Annotated in this window: 13 protein-coding genes; 11 read left to right on the top strand and 2 right to left on the bottom strand. The window is 67.4% G+C overall.

All coding sequences use genetic code 11. From position 1 onward, the window contains the following. Positions 1 to 232: 232 nt before the first annotated feature. On the top strand, positions 233 to 1,507 hold the full coding sequence (locus ACSHSS_RS10885) for a mechanosensitive ion channel family protein (RefSeq protein WP_445544954.1): 1,275 nt from the start codon (positions 233 to 235) through the stop codon (positions 1,505 to 1,507). Between the two features lie 25 nt (positions 1,508 to 1,532). Here ACSHSS_RS10885 and ACSHSS_RS10880 read toward each other — a convergent pair whose 3' ends face one another. Beyond that, entirely contained in the window at positions 1,533 to 2,954 is a 1,422-nt protein-coding gene (locus ACSHSS_RS10880; protein WP_217257305.1) for an aminotransferase-like domain-containing protein, read from the bottom strand. A 152-nt stretch (positions 2,955 to 3,106) separates the two neighbouring features. Between ACSHSS_RS10880 and ACSHSS_RS10875 the strand changes: the two genes are divergently transcribed. The 5 genes from ACSHSS_RS10875 to ACSHSS_RS10855 all read left to right on the top strand — a co-directional run bounded on the left by ACSHSS_RS10875 (position 3,107) and on the right by ACSHSS_RS10855 (position 9,147). Then, positions 3,107 to 5,431, top strand: a complete 2,325-nt coding sequence (locus tag ACSHSS_RS10875) for an FdhF/YdeP family oxidoreductase (RefSeq protein WP_445544953.1) — start codon at positions 3,107 to 3,109, stop codon at positions 5,429 to 5,431. 12 nt (positions 5,432 to 5,443) lie between these two features. Further along, positions 5,444 to 6,364 carry a bestrophin family protein gene (locus ACSHSS_RS10870; protein WP_105814607.1) on the top strand — a complete coding sequence of 307 codons (921 nt, stop codon included), beginning with the start codon at positions 5,444 to 5,446 and terminating at the stop codon, positions 6,362 to 6,364. Between the two features lie 177 nt (positions 6,365 to 6,541). After that, positions 6,542 to 6,871, top strand: a complete 330-nt coding sequence (locus tag ACSHSS_RS10865; protein ID WP_006413459.1) for a hypothetical protein — start codon at positions 6,542 to 6,544, stop codon at positions 6,869 to 6,871. 253 nt (positions 6,872 to 7,124) lie between these two features. After that, positions 7,125 to 7,457: a sugar ABC transporter ATPase gene (locus ACSHSS_RS10860; RefSeq protein ID WP_006396861.1), complete on the top strand. Its 333-nt coding sequence runs from the start codon at positions 7,125 to 7,127 to the stop codon at positions 7,455 to 7,457. A 100-nt stretch (positions 7,458 to 7,557) separates the two neighbouring features. Next, the gene (locus ACSHSS_RS10855; RefSeq protein ID WP_006413448.1) at positions 7,558 to 9,147 is read left to right on the top strand and encodes an ABC transporter substrate-binding protein; all 1,590 of its coding nucleotides are present in this window, start codon (positions 7,558 to 7,560) and stop codon (positions 9,145 to 9,147) included. On the opposite strand, the gene ACSHSS_RS10850 is transcribed toward ACSHSS_RS10855, so the two are convergent. Beyond that, positions 9,110 to 9,436 (bottom strand): hypothetical protein, encoded by a 327-nt coding sequence (locus ACSHSS_RS10850; RefSeq protein ID WP_445544952.1) that lies wholly within the window; start codon positions 9,434 to 9,436, stop codon positions 9,110 to 9,112. The genes ACSHSS_RS10855 and ACSHSS_RS10850 overlap by 38 nt on opposite strands. Before the next feature lie 37 nt (positions 9,437 to 9,473). On the opposite strand from ACSHSS_RS10850, the gene sapR reads away from it, so the two are divergent. The 5 genes from sapR (at position 9,474) to nikC (ending at position 14,648) form a co-directional block, all read left to right on the top strand. Further along, entirely contained in the window at positions 9,474 to 10,349 is an 876-nt protein-coding gene (gene sapR / locus ACSHSS_RS10845) for a sap1 transcriptional regulator SapR (protein WP_012216865.1), read from the top strand. Positions 10,350 to 10,365: 16 nt separating this feature from the next. After that, positions 10,366 to 10,929 carry a D-alanyl-D-alanine dipeptidase gene (ddpX, locus tag ACSHSS_RS10840; protein WP_043280742.1) on the top strand — a complete coding sequence of 188 codons (564 nt, stop codon included), beginning with the start codon at positions 10,366 to 10,368 and terminating at the stop codon, positions 10,927 to 10,929. A 55-nt stretch (positions 10,930 to 10,984) separates the two neighbouring features. Next, positions 10,985 to 12,586 (top strand): ABC transporter substrate-binding protein, encoded by a 1,602-nt coding sequence (locus tag ACSHSS_RS10835; RefSeq protein WP_105782891.1) that lies wholly within the window; start codon positions 10,985 to 10,987, stop codon positions 12,584 to 12,586. A 10-nt stretch (positions 12,587 to 12,596) separates the two neighbouring features. Then, positions 12,597 to 13,667 carry an ABC transporter permease gene (locus ACSHSS_RS10830; RefSeq protein ID WP_012216861.1) on the top strand — a complete coding sequence of 357 codons (1,071 nt, stop codon included), beginning with the start codon at positions 12,597 to 12,599 and terminating at the stop codon, positions 13,665 to 13,667. A 66-nt stretch (positions 13,668 to 13,733) separates the two neighbouring features. Continuing rightward, complete coding sequence (nikC, locus tag ACSHSS_RS10825; RefSeq protein ID WP_445544951.1) at positions 13,734 to 14,648, top strand: nickel transporter permease; 915 nt, start codon at positions 13,734 to 13,736, stop codon at positions 14,646 to 14,648. The last annotated feature ends 1 nt before the right edge of the window (position 14,649 follow it).

The raw sequence follows: 14,649 nt of genomic DNA, 5'->3' as shown, positions 1-14,649 counted from the left end.
CCGATGCACGGTCGCGTCGCACCGCGGCCGGCCGCCGCGCGATGTTCGGACGTCGCGTCTCATGCCAGCATCGGCCGGCCGCCGCGGCAGCCAGTCGCGGCCCACCGCAACCGTCGCCGCACACGCCCGGAACCCGATGGCACAATCGCTGTCCCTTTCAAGTGCCCTTCAGCGGGCACGCGCCGCATTGCGGCGCCGATTCCAATGCAACAGAAGGACCGCACCACCCGCTATGACTTTGAATGAATCCTGGTTTGCGCCGCTCGTCGGCACGCTCATCCTGCTCGCTGCCGCCGGCGTCGTCACCGCGGCCGTCCATTTCCTGCTGTTTCGCGTCGTCGCACGGCTCGCGCGGCGCTCGGCCACGCGCATCGACGATGCGCTGTTCCAGTTCGGCGCGTTCAAGTGGCTGAACCGCATTGTCCCGTTCGTCGTGATCAAGCTCGGGCTCGGCGCGGTGCCCGGCCTGCCGGACGCCGCCGCGCAGGCCGCCGACAAGGTGCTGTTCGCGCTGATCGTGTTCGTCGTCACGATGACGATCAGCGCGACGCTGTCCGCGCTCGAGCATACGTACCGCACGACGCGCCGCGAACAGCCGCGCCTGTCGCTGAAAGGCGCGATGCAGCTCGTCAAGCTCGTGATGTTCATCACGGCCGCGCTCGTCGTGATCGGCGACGCGACCGGCAAGCAGATCGGCCTGCTGCTGTCCGGCATCGGCGCGATGTCGGCGGTGCTGATGCTGATCTTCAAGGACACGCTGCTCGGGCTCGTGGCCGGCGTGCAGCTGTCGTCGAACGACATGCTGCGGATCGGCGACTGGATCACGATGCCGTCCGCCGGCGCGGACGGCACGGTGATCGACATCACGCTGAACACGGTAAAAGTAGCGAACTTCGATCACACGATCATCACCGTGCCGACCTGGAAGCTCATCACCGAGAGCTACCAGAACTGGCGCGGGATGACCGAAGCCGGCGGCCGCCGGATCAAGCGCGCACTCTTCATCGACGCGACGAGCGTGCGCTTTCTGACGAACGACGAGATCGCCCGGCTCGAACGGCTCACGCTGCTGAAGGATTATCTGGACGAAAAGGTCGACGCGATCGCGCAATGGAACGGCGCGCTCGGCCCGGCGGCCGAGTGCCCGGCGAACCGCCGCCAGCTGACGAACCTCGGCACGTTTCGCGCGTACGTCGCGAACTATCTGCAGTGGCATCCGCGCATCCGCCGCGACATGACCTGCATGGCGCGCCAGCTGCCGCTCACCGCCGAGGGCATTCCGCTCGAGCTGTACTGCTTCACCGACACGACGACGTGGGTCGACTATGAAGCGATCCAGTCCGATCTGTTCGACCATCTGATCGCGATCCTGCCGGAGTTCGGGCTGCGCGTGTACCAGCATCCGTCGGGCTTCGACATGCGCGAGATGACGGGTGCCGTGCGCGCCGATGCACGGCACGCCGCCGCCGAATCGACCGACGATCCGGAAACCGCGATCGCCGCCTAGCGGGCAGCCGCGCCGCGCGGCGTGCTCACGCGGCCGCGCATTCGGCCGCGAGCCGCCCGAGCACCTTCAGCGCCTCCTCCATCTGCCGCGACCACGGATAGCTGTAGTTGAGCCGGATGAAGTGCCGGTAGTCGGCGCCCGCCGAGAACATGTGGCCGGGCCCGACCGTGATCCGCTGCGCGAGCGCGAGCGCGTACAGCTTCATCGCGTCGACTTGCGGCGGCAGCTCGACCCACAGCACGTAGCCGCCCTGCGGCTGCGACAGCCGCGTGCCGTCCGGGAAGAATCGCCGCACCATCGAGCTCATCAGGTTCGCCTGCTGCGCGTAGTGCTTGCGCATGCGTCGCAGATGGAAATCGTAGCCGTCGTATTGCAGATACTCGGCGATCGCCAGCTGCTCGATCGCGGGTGTCGCGAGCGTATTCAGGAATTTGAGCTTCTCGACGCGGTCGCGATAGCGGCCCGGCATCGCCCAGCCGATCCGGTAGCGCGGCGACAGGCTCTTCGTAAACGACGCGCAGTGCAGCACGAGCCCTTCGCGATCGAACGACTTCAGCGCGCTCGGCGCCGCGTCGCCGTAGTACAGCTCGTGATAGACGTCGCTCTCGATCGCCGGCACGCCGTGCTTTGCGAGCAGTTCGACGAGCGCGCGCTTGCGCTCGTCGGGCATCCGGAAGCCGAGCGGATTCTGGAAATTCGGCATCACCATGCAGGCCGCCACCGGCTCGCGTTCGAGAATCCGCGCGAGCGCGTCGATGTCGATTCCGTCTGCCGGATGCGTCGCGACTTCGAGCGCACGCATGCCGAGCCGCTCGATCGCGTGCAGCATCGCGTAGAACGTCGGCGATTCGACCGCGATCGTGTCGCCGGGCTTCGCGACCGCCTGCAGGCACAGGTTGATCGCCTCGGTCGCGCCGATCGTCATCACGATCTCGCCGGGCTCGACAACGATGCCGCGCTCCGCGTAGCGGCGCGCGATCTGGCGGATCAGTTCCTGGTTGCCGGGCGGCAGATCGTCGATCACGCCCCAGCGCGTGCGGCGCCGGCCGATCGCCTGCGCGTAGCGCGCGAGCCGCTGCACCGGAAACTGCGACGCGTCGGGATACGGCGAACCGAGCGGCACCGCATCGTCGCGCGCGATCGAACGCAGCGTCGACAGCACGAGCCGGCTCACGTCGACCGCCGACGGCTCGGCGGCCGGCGTCGACGCATGCAGCTCGACCTGCACCGGCGCGTCGAGACGCGCGCGCACGAAATAGCCCGACTGCGGCCGGCTTTCGATCAGGCCGCGGCTTTCGAGCAGCAGATACGCGCGCAGCACGGTCGTCACGCTGAGCCGGTGCTGGCGGCTCGCGTGCCGCACCGACGGAATCCGGTCGCCGGGCCGATAGACGCCGCGTTCGATCTGCGCGTGCAGATCGTCGGCCAGTTGTTCGTAACGCTTCACTCGCCTCCCTTTCAATCCGCCTTCGACAACACAGTTGCGATGCGCACTGTGCGAATCGCCGCAACTGTACTCTTTTTTGAAGTGAACAGGTGTACACACAGCGCATGCGGTGCGGCGCGTACTCTGCACGCATCGATCCCGACAGACGCATCATGAGAAAGAAATCCGCCACCGCGCGCATCGAGCCGTACACCCACCCCGCCGCCGGCTGGGGCGCGCTGAAAGCCGTCACGATCAACCTCATCAAGGAGAAGGTCGCCGGCGGCAACTACCGCACGCTGCTGCGTCAGAACCAGCCCGACGGCTTCGACTGCCCGGGCTGCGCCTGGCCCGACCGCCAGCACGCGTCGACGTTCGAGTTCTGCGAGAACGGCGTGAAGGCCGTTGCGGCCGAAGCGACGAGCAAGCGCGTGACGCCGGCGTTCTTCGCCGAACACACGGTCACCGAGCTGCTCGAACAGTCGGACTTCGAACTCGAGCAGCACGGCCGGCTCACCGATCCGATGGTGTATGACGCGCAGAGCGACCGCTACGTGCCGATCGCGTGGGACGACGCGTTCGCGCTGATCGCGCGGCATCTGCGCGCGCTGCCCGACCCGAATCAGGCCGCGTTCTACACGTCCGGCCGCGCGAGCAACGAAGCGGCGTTCCTGTATCAGCTGCTCGTGCGGATGTACGGGACCAACAACTTTCCCGACTGCTCGAACATGTGCCACGAGGCGACGAGCCGCGGGCTGCCGGCGTCGGTCGGCGTCGGCAAGGGCACCGTCACGCTCGACGATTTCGAGCATGCGGACACGCTGCTGATCTTCGGCCAGAACCCGGCGACCAACCATCCGCGCATGCTCGGCGAACTGCGCGAATGCGCGAAGCGCGGCGCGACGATCGTGTCGATCAATCCGCTGAAGGAGCGCGGGCTGGAGCGTTTCGCCGATCCGCAAAGCCCGCTCGAGATGCTGACGATGTCGGGCACGCGGATCGCCTCGACCTTCATCCAGCCGACGCTCGGCGGCGACTTCGCGCTGATCAAGGGTGTCGCGAAACGCGTGCTCGAGCTCGACGACGCGGCGCGCGCCGCCGGTGCGCCGCGCGTGCTCGACACCGCGTTCATCGACGCGCACACGGCCGGCTTCGACGCGTTCGCCGACGATCTGCGCGCCGAAAACTGGGCCGCGCTGACCGCCGAAAGCGGCGTGCCGTACGAGCAGATCGACGCGCTCGCGCAGCTTTACGCGCGCAGCGAGCGCGTGATCGCGACGTGGGGCATGGGGATCACGCAGCACAAGCATTCGGTCGCGACCGTGCAGATGCTGACGAACCTGATGCTGATGCGCGGCAACATCGGCCGGCCCGGCGCGGGGCTGTGTCCGGTGCGCGGCCATTCGAACGTGCAGGGCAACCGCACGGTCGGCATCGAGGAAAAGCCGACGCTGTCGTTCCTCGAACGGCTCGGCCGCGTGTTCGACTTCGAGCCGCCGCGCGAACACGGGTACGACGTCGTCGAGACGATCGAGGCGATGCTCGACGGCCGCGTGAAGGTCCTGATCGGCCTCGGCGGCAACTTCGCGATGGCGACGCCCGACACGCCGCGCACGTGGGAAGGGATGCGCCGCTGCGACCTGACCGTGCACATCACGACGAAGCTGAACCGCAGCCATCTGATCCACGGCCGCGACGCGCTGATCCTGCCGACGCTCGGCCGCACCGAGGTCGACCTGCAGGACAACGTGCCGCAAGGCGTCACCGTCGAGGATTCGATGAGCATGGTGCACGTCTCGTACGGAATGAACCGGCCCGCGTCGCCGAACCTGATGTCGGAGCCCGCGATCGTCGCGCATATCGGCCATGCGCTGTTCGGCAGCGACAAGGTCGACTGGCTCGCGTACAAGAACGACTACGCGAAGATTCGCGACGCGATCGAAGCGACGCTCGACGGCTTCTACGACTACAACGCGCGCATCGCGCGGCCCGGCGGCTTTCATTTGCGCGTCGCGTCGCGCGACCGCGAGTGGCTGACGCCGAACGGCAAGGCGAACTTCATCGCGCACGCGCTGCCGAGCGACACGCCGATCCAGCGCGCACGCGCCCTGCACGGCGAGCGGCTGATGACGCTGATGACCACGCGCTCGCACGACCAGTACAACACGACCGTCTACGGGCTCGACGACCGCTATCGCGGCGTGTTCGGCCAGCGTCGCGTCGTGTTCGCGCACCGCGACGATCTCGCGATGCTCGGCCTGAAGGCCGGCGACTGGGTCGACATGGAAACCGTGTGGCACGACGGCATCGAGCGGCGCGCGAACGGCTTCCTGCTCGTCGAATACGACATTCCGCGCGGCTGCATCGGCGCGTACTACCCGGAAACGAATCCGCTCGTGCCGCTCGACAGCGTCGGCGACGTCTGCAACACGCCGACCTCGAAATCGATTCCGGTGCTGCTGCATCGCGCCGCCGCGCCGGTCCCGGCCGCCGCGTGACGGAGTGCTGCGATGATCGTTCGTCCGCGCGAGCACTGGCTGCGCATGCTGCTGGTGTGGAATGGCTCGGTGCTGCCGACGATCCTGCCGCAGCTCGTGCTGACGCTCGTCATCAGCCTCGTCGCGGTCTGGGGCGGCGGCCGCGTGCTCGGCGAAAAGGTGCCGCTGAACCCGACGCCGTTTACGCTGATCGGCCTGACGCTCGCGATCTTTGCGGGCTTCCGCAACAACGCGAGCTACGATCGCTACCGCGAGGCGCGGCAGCTGTGGGGCGGCGTGCTGACCGCCGCGCGCACGCTGACGTCGCAGGCGCTCTGCTACGGCGCGGTTTCGACCGACGCGCATGAGCGCCGCGCGTTCGTGCGCCGCGTCATCGCGTTCGTCTATGCGCTCAAGCACCAGTTGCGCGGCACCGATCCGGCCGACGATCTGCGCCCGCTGCTCGACGACGCGACGCACGCGCGCGTCGCCGCCGCGCGGTTTCGTCCCGTCGCGATCGTGCACGAGCTGCGCGCCGCCTTCGCCGCGCGCGCCGATGCGGGTCAGCTCGCCGAGACGCGGCTGTGGATGCTCGATGCGCGTCTCGACGATCTCGTCTCGATGGTGAGCGGCTGCGAGCGCATCGCGTCGACGCCGATCCCGTTCTCCTACGACGTCCTGCTGCATCGGACGATCTACGCATACTGCGTGCTGCTGCCGTTCGGCCTCGTCGATTCGATCGGCGCGGCGACGCCGTTCGTCACGGTATTCGTCGCCTATACGCTGATCGCACTCGACGCGATCGCGCATGCGATCGCCGAGCCGTTCGGCGACGGGCCGAACCATCTCGCGCTCGATGCGATCACGCGGCAGATCGAGCGCACGCTGCTCGAACTGAACCGCGAGCCGCTGCCGGCGGAAGTGACGCCCGTCAAGGCGTATCGGCTCAGCTGAGGCGGCACCGCGCGATCGTTGCAGCGAGCCGGTTCATGCAAACCGGTGCCGGCCGGCATTCGCCAGACGTAATAAACGCTTGCAATCGACACATTTCGAGCGTCAACAGGCGGCGCCGGCCGCGCGTTTTTTCGTCAAGCGCCCACGATTCGGGCGCGCAACGACAGGAGAAACATCATGCGAGCCCTTACCCGCCATCTCGCGATCGCCGCCACGCTGATGTCGGTGCTGACCGGCACCGCCTTCGCCGACACGCCGTGGCAGCAAGCGCATCCGCGCCGCGAAGAGGTCAACCAGCGCCTCGCGAACCAGAATCGCCGCATCCATCGCGAAGTGAGGGAGGGCGAGATGTCGCACGCACAGGCCGCGCGCCTGCACCGTGACGACCGCAGAATCCGCCAGGAAGAGCGGGACATGGCTGCGCAGGATCGCGGCCACATCACCAAGAGCGAACAGCGTGTGCTGAACCGGCAGGAAAACGCGGTCAGCAACCGGATCGGTCAATAAGCGTCCACGACAAACCGATCGATCCGCCCCAGTCGCCATCGCCTGAACGCCCGCTGCCCGGTGCGGCAGCGGGTGCTTGTTGTATCGAATCGTTTCAGCCCGCGATCCATGCCGGATGCTGCGGGTATACTCCGTCGTCAACCGCGCGCATCGCGCTTCAAAAAAGCGCGATGCGCCGCGGTTTCGTCGCGAAGCTTCGCGTTTCGCCTACCCCGCGCCCCAGCCTCGACACGAGAGACACGACGATCCGACCATGAAACGATTCCTGCTGCTCCTGCCCGCCGCCCTGCTCGCCGCCTGCGGCTCGACGCCCTCGTCCGACTCGGCCGCGTCCGGCGCGGCGCCGATGATCTACGTGTCGTCGCAGCGCCCGGCCCATGCGATCGCGAGCTGTCTCGACAACCGCCTGTCGAGCACCGAACAGTCGCAGCACAACGGCGTGACCGACATCACGGTCGGTTCGCGCGCGTACTTCGTCACGCTGACGCCGTCGGGCAGCGGCTCGGTCGTCAAGGTCGTGCGCGGCTCCGGCAGCGAGCCCGCCGAAGAAGCGATGCGCTTCGCGATCGCGCGCTGCGTGATCTGAGCGCGCCCGTGCCGGCGCGAGACGCGCGGCATCGAATACTTTCGTCCGGGCTACGGTCGATGAGAGAATCGCACGACGATTCCCTTCCGATGGAGCCCGCATGAAGCATCTGCTGTCCCGGCTGTTCGTCAGCGCCGCACTCGTCGCGCTCGTTCCGGCGCTGCCGGCCGACGCGGCGACGCCGCCCGGCATCTTCGTCGTCGCCACGCAGCTCGGCGAATTCACGACGCTCGATCCGAGCCAGATCTACGAGCTCGTGCCGTCCGAGTATGTCGCGAACACCTACGAACGGCTCGTGCGCGTCGACCTGAAAGACCCGACGCGCTTCAACGGACAGATCGCGCAGTCGTGGACGGTCGGCGCCGACGGGCGCACCTACACCTTCAAGCTGCGCCCCGGCCTCACGTTCCACTCCGGCAATCCCTTGACCGCCGACGACGTCGCGTGGTCGCTGCAGCGCACCGTGCTGCTCGACAAGGGGCCGGCCGGCGTGCTCGCCGATCTCGGCCTGACGAAGGCGAACGTCATGCAGAAGGTGCGCGCGCTCGACGCGCAAACCTTCGTGCTCGAGACCGACCGTGCGTACGCGCCGAGCTTCGTGCTGAACGTGCTGAGCGCGTGCCCGGCATCGGTGCTCGACAAGAAGCTGCTGCTGTCGCACCAGCAGGGCGACGACTTCGGCAGCGGCTGGCTGAAGACCAACGATGCGGGCTCCGGCCCGTACCGGCTCGTCAAGTGGACGCCGAACGAAAGCATCGTGCTGCAGCGCTTCGATCAGTACCGCACGCCGTATCCGATGAAGCGCGTCGTGCTGCGCCACGTGCCGGAGGCATCCGCGCAGCGGCTGCTGCTCGAGAACGGCGACGTCGACGCCGCGCGCAATCTGAGCCCCGACAGCCTCGCCGCGCTGACGAAGGCCGGCAAGATCAAGGTCACCGCGTGGCCGGTGTCCGCGCTGCTGTATCTGAGCCTGAACACGAAGAATCCGAATCTCGCGAAGCCGGACGTGCAGCAGGCGATGAAGTGGCTCGTCGATTACGACGGCATCCAGCGCAACATCGTCAGCACGACGTACAAGGTCCATCAAACTTTCCTGCCCGAGGGCTTCCTCGGCACGCTCAACGCGCGGCCCTACAAGCAGGACGTCGCGAAGGCGAAGGCGCTGCTCGCGAAGGCCGGCCTGCCGAACGGCTTCGACGTGACGATGGACATGCCGAACGACTATCCGTACATCGAGATCGCCCAGGCGCTGCAGGCGAACTTCGCGCAAGGCGGGATCCGCGTGAAGCTGATCGCCGGCGATGCGAAGCAGGCGATCGGCAAGTACCGCGCGCGTCAGCACGACATCTTCATCGGCGAATGGTCGCCCGACTACATGGACCCGAACAGCAACGCGCGCGGCTTCGCGTGGAATCCGGACAATTCGGATCAGGCGAAGACGAAGATGCTCGCGTGGCGCAACAGCTGGGACATTCCGCAGTTGACGAAGGACACCGAGGCCGCGCTCGTCGAGCCCTCGCCCGCGAAGCGCGCGCAGCGCTACGAGGCGCTGCAGAAGGCCGTCCTCGCGAACTCGCCGTTCGTCATCATGTTCGAGAAGGTCGTGCAGGTCGCGACGCGACCGGGCGTAACGGGCCCGGAGATCGGGCCGATCAACGATCTCGTGTCGTACCGGACGCTCGCGAAGTAAGGCGCGCGACGCGGCTCGCGTGGATCGGCGCGGCCGATCGCATGCGGGCCGCGTCGCGTAGCTGGACGATATTCAATATCTCGAGAAACACGAGATCCGCCCGGCCGGTGCGCTGCTCGTCATGCCCGCGACGCTTCTCCACGTAGCCGCCGTTGCACACTGGCAACGCCGTCTGCGCCTTCGGCCCCTGCGCCGCCTCACGGTCCTCGACCTCGACCGCCCCTATCGCCCCCGCCCCTCGATAGTTTTTGTCCACTAGCGCGAATGTTTTTGGCTTTGTTAGATGCATGACATTCGAACGCCACACGACAACGATCTAACATCCGATGACCTGCACGTTCGTCCGTACCGTGGAGTCGCGCTTCGCCGAGTTGACGCCGACCGCGAAGCGTATCGCGAGCTACATGCTCGCGAACGTCGACCGGCTCGGCCTCGAAACGGCCGACCAGATCGCGCAACAGACCGGCACGAGCGGCATCTCGGTCGGCCGCTTTCTGCGTAGCGTCGGCTATCGCAATCTCGACGACCTGAAGCGCGAACTGCGCGGCGCGAGCGACCGGCCATGGATGATCACCGACCGTCTCGACGAATATCGCCGGGTCGCGCGCACGGCGCCGAGCGGCGACGCAGGCGGCGAGAACGCGCTCGCCTCGTCGCTCGAACGCGAGCTCGATGCGATCCGCCACGTGTACCGGCTGGCCGAAGGCCCGGTGTTCTCGCAGGTCGCCGACCGCATTGCGCATGCCGATGCGGTGTTCATCGTCGGGATCCAGTCGACGCGCGGCATCAGCAACGCGTTCAGCAGCTACCTCGAATATCTGCGCCCGCGCGTGTTCTATTCGGACGGCCAGTCGGGCTCGTACGTCGATTCGCTGAACTCCGAATTCGAGCGGCCGTACTCGATCGTCACCGACACGCGCGCGTATTCTCGCACCGCGCGCCGCTACTGCGAGACGGCGGCCGAGCTCGGCCAGCCGTTCGCGCTCGTCACCGATCTGTATTGCCCGTGGGCACGCGACTGGCCGGCCGACCTGCTGCAGGTCAAGACCGACGTCGGCCAGTTCTGGGATTCGCTCGCGCCGCTCACCTGCCTGTTCAACCTGTTGATCACGGCCGTCGTCGACCGTCTCGGCCCCGCCATCGACCGGCGCGTCGCGCGCAACCGCGAATTGCAGCGCACCTTCGATCAATTCGAATCCTGAGAGAACCCATTTGCCGATGAACGATCACCGCCTCGTCGAAATCACGCCCGCCACGCATCGCGTCGAGATCGACCTCGTCTATGCGACCGAGCGCAACCTGACCGGCAAGCCGATCTACCGCCGCGCGCACTGCCTGTTGCTCGCGCCGGCCGAAGCGGCGCTGCGCCGCGCGGTGGACGTCGCCGCGCAGGCCGGCTTCACGCTGCGCATCTACGACGCATACCGGCCGCCGGAGGCGCAGCAGGTGTTGTGGGATTTCCTGCCGGACCCGAACTTCGTCGCCGATCTCGGCCGCGGCTCGAATCACAGCCGCGGCACGGCGCTCGACCTGACGCTCGTCGGCGCCGATGGCGAGCCGCTCGACATGGGCACCGGCTTCGACGAGATGGTGGCCGCGTCCGGGCACTTCCACGCGGGGCTGCCCGAGGCCGTGCAGCGCAACCGGCTGCTGCTGCTCGGCGTGATGCACGCGGCCGGCTTCGCGCATATCGACAGCGAATGGTGGCACTACGAGCTGCCCGGCTCGCGCGCGCTGCCGGTGATCGACAACGACGCCAGCGGCCCGTGGCGCCTGATGTGACGCACGTCCCCCTTTCCGTTCACGTTCAACGACATCAACGACAGATGGAGCGCCCATGAAACCCCTGACATCCCGGCTCGTCGCCGCCGCCGTGCTCGCCGCCGCCCTGACATCCGCACCGTTTTCCGCCGCACGCGCGGAAACGCCGAAGGACATGTTCGTGATGGCCACGCTGCTGGACGAATTCATGACGCTCGATCCGGCCGAGATCTACGAGCTCGTGCCCGAGGAATACGTCGCGAACACCTACGACCGCCTCGTGCGCGTCGACCTGCGCGATCCGTCGAAATTCAACGGCGACGTCGCGCAGTCGTGGACGGTCAGCGCGGACGGCCTCACCTACACGTTCAAGCTGCGCAGCGGCCTGAAGTTTCACTCGGGCAACGCACTGACGGCCGACGACGTCGTCTGGTCGATCCAGCGCGCGGTACAGCTCGACAAGGGCCCGGCCGCGGTGCTGACCGGCATCGGCCTCACGAAGGCGAACGTGGCGGCGAACGTGAAGAAGCTCGACGACCAGACGGTATCGATCACGACCGACCGCAAGTACGCGCCGACCTTCGTGCTGAACGTGCTCGGCTCGTGGCCGGCGTCGGTCGTCGACCGGAAGCTGCTGCTGTCGCACCAGCAGGGCAACGACCTCGGCAACGCATGGCTGAAGACCAACGAGGCCGGCTCCGGCGCCTACAAGCTCGCGAAGTGGACGGCCGGCGACAGCATCGTGCTGCAGCGCTTCGACGGCTATCGTCTGCCGCTCGCGATGAAGCGCATCGTGCTGCGTCACGTGCCCGAGGCGGCCAGCCAGCGGCTGCTGCTCGAGAACGGCGACGTCGACGCCGCGCGCGACCTGAGCCCCGACGATCTCGCGGCCGTCGTGAAGTCCGGCAAGGCGAAGGTCACGGCATCGCCGCAGGCGACGCTGCTCTATCTCGGCCTGAACACGAAGAACGCGACGCTTGCGAAGCCCGAGGTGCAGGAAGCGCTGAAATGGCTCGTCGACTATGCGGGGATCCAGCACAACGTCGTGAAGACGACCTACAAGGTGCATCAGACCTTCCTGCCCGAAGGCTTCCTCGGCGCGCTGAACACGAACCCGTACAAGCTGGACGTCGCGAAGGCGAAGGCGCTGCTCGCGAAAGCCGGCGTACCGAACGGCTTCTCGGTGACGATGGACGTGCGCAACGACTATCCGTACACGGAGATCGCGCAGGCCGTGCAGGCGAACTTCGCGCAGGCGGGCATCAAGGTGCAGCTGATTCCGGGCGACAACAAGCAGACGCTCGCGAAATACCGCGCGCGCCAGCACGACATCTATATCGGCGAATGGTCGGCCGACTACATCGATCCGCACAGCAATGCGCAGGGCTTCGCATGGAACCCCGACAACGGCGACAAGTCGCCCTACAAGATGCTCGCCTGGCGCAACAGCTGGGACATCCCGAAGCTGACGAAGGAAACCGACACGGCATTGGCCGAACCGACCGCCGCCAAGCGCGCGGCGCTGTATCAGGCGATGCAGAAGGAAGTGCTCGCGCAGTCGCCGTTCGTGATCATGTTCGAGAAGGTCGCGCAGGTCGCGACGCGCCCCGGCGTCAGCGGGCTCGAGGTCGGGCCGATCAACGATCTCGTGTCTTACCGCAACCTGAAGAAGCAGTAACGGCCGCCGCATGTCGACTCCCGTCTCCACTCTCGAAGCGCTCCGCACGCTGCCCGCGCGGCGTCCGGCCGTCCGCTGGACGCTGCGCGTGCTGCGCTGGGCGGTCACGCTCGCCGTCACGTTCGCGGGGCTGCTCGCGCTGACCTTCGTGATCGGCCGCAAGGTGCCGATCGATCCGGTGCTCGCGATCCTCGGCGATCGCGCGTCGGCCGAAGCGTACGCGGCCGAGCGCATCGCGCTCGGACTCGACAAGCCGCTCGTCACGCAATTCCTGATCTACGCGCGCGACGTGCTGCACGGCAATTTCGGCGTCTCGCTGCTGACGTCGAACCCCGTGCTCGACGATATCAAGCGCGTGTTTCCCGCGACGCTCGAACTCGCGACGATCGCGACGCTGATCGGCATCGCGATCGGCGTGCCGCTCGGCGTCGCGGCCGCGGTGAAGCACAACCGGCCGATCGATCACATCGCGCGCTTCATCGGGCTGATCGGCAATTCGGTGCCGGTGTTCTGGCTCGGGCTGATGGGGCTGCTGCTGTTCTATGCACGGCTGCATTGGGTCGCCGGGCCGGGCCGCCTCGATCCGGTATACGACGGGATGGTCGACACGCGCACCGGCAGCCTGCTGATCGACGCGGTGCTCGCCGGCGAATGGGACGTGTTGCGCAACGCGCTCTCGCACATCGCGCTGCCGGCCGCGATCCTCGGCTACTACTCGGTCGCGTATCTGAGCCGGATGACGCGCTCGTTCATGCTCGATCAGCTGAGCCAGGAATACATCGTCACCGCGCGCGCCAAGGGCCTGTCCGAGCGCCGCGTGATCTGGCGTCACGCGTTCGGCAACATCGCGGTGCCGCTGCTGACCGTGATCGCGCTCACGTACAGCAACCTGCTCGAAGGCTCGGTGCTGACCGAGATCGTGTTCGCGTGGCCGGGCCTCGGCTCCTATCTGACGGGCGCGCTGCTGAATGCCGACATGAACGCGGTGCTCGGCGCGACGCTCGTGATCGGCGTGATGTTCATCACCGTCAACCTGCTGACCGATGCGCTCTACCGCGTGTTCGATCCGCGTGCACGCTAAGGACCGCTTTGCCATGCCCGCTTCCCCGCTGCTTCCGTTTCACTCGCTTCCGAAGGTCGACCGATGATGAATGCCGACCGTGTCACGCTACGCGCGTGGCTGCTTTCCGATGCGCCGGCGTCGCGCTCGCAGGCCGCGCTCGGGCTCACGTATCGCCGCTGGCGCCGCTTCGCGACGAATCCGCTCAACCTGTTCGGGCTCGCGATTCTCGTCGCGCTGATCGTCGTGGCGATCGTCGGCCCGCTGATCATGCCGCACGATCCGCTGCGCCAGGTGCTCGGCGATCGCCTGCTGCCGCCGGGCTCGCCGTCGCACTGGCTCGGCACCGACCAGCTCGGCCGCGACATCCTGTCCCGGCTGATCGGCGGGTCGCGGCTCACGCTCGGCATCGCGCTGCTCGTCGTCGCGATCGTCGTGCCGATCGGGCTGGCGATCGGCACGACGGCCGGCTATTGCGGCGGCTTCGTCGACAGCGTGCTGATGCGCATCACCGACATCGCGCTCGCGTTCCCGAAGATCGTGCTCGCACTCGCATTTGCCGCGGCGCTCGGGCCCGGCGTCGTCAATGCGGTCGTCGCGATCTCGATCACTGCGTGGCCGGCGTATGCGCGGCTCGCGCGTGCCGAGACGATCCGCATCGCGCAGGCCGACTACATTCATGCCGCGCGGCTGCAAGGCGCGTCGGGGCCGCGCATCCTGCTGCGCTATATCGTGCCGCTGTGCATGTCGTCCGTGATCGTGCGCGCGACGCTCGACATGGCCGGCATCATCCTGACCGTCGCCGGCCTCGGCTTCCTCGGCCTCGGCGCCCAGCCGCCGAGCCCCGAATGGGGTTTCATGGTCGCGTCGGGCCGCAACGTGCTGCTCGACGCATGGTGGGTCGCGACGCTGCCCGGCGCGGCGATCCTGCTCGTGAGCCTCGCGTTCAACCTGCTCGGCGACGGGCTGCGCGACGTCTTCGATCCGCGACATGGAGCGTGAC

The organism is Burkholderia sp. BC1, from assembly GCF_052683555.1.
This window is presented reverse-complemented; position numbering and strand designations above follow the sequence as displayed.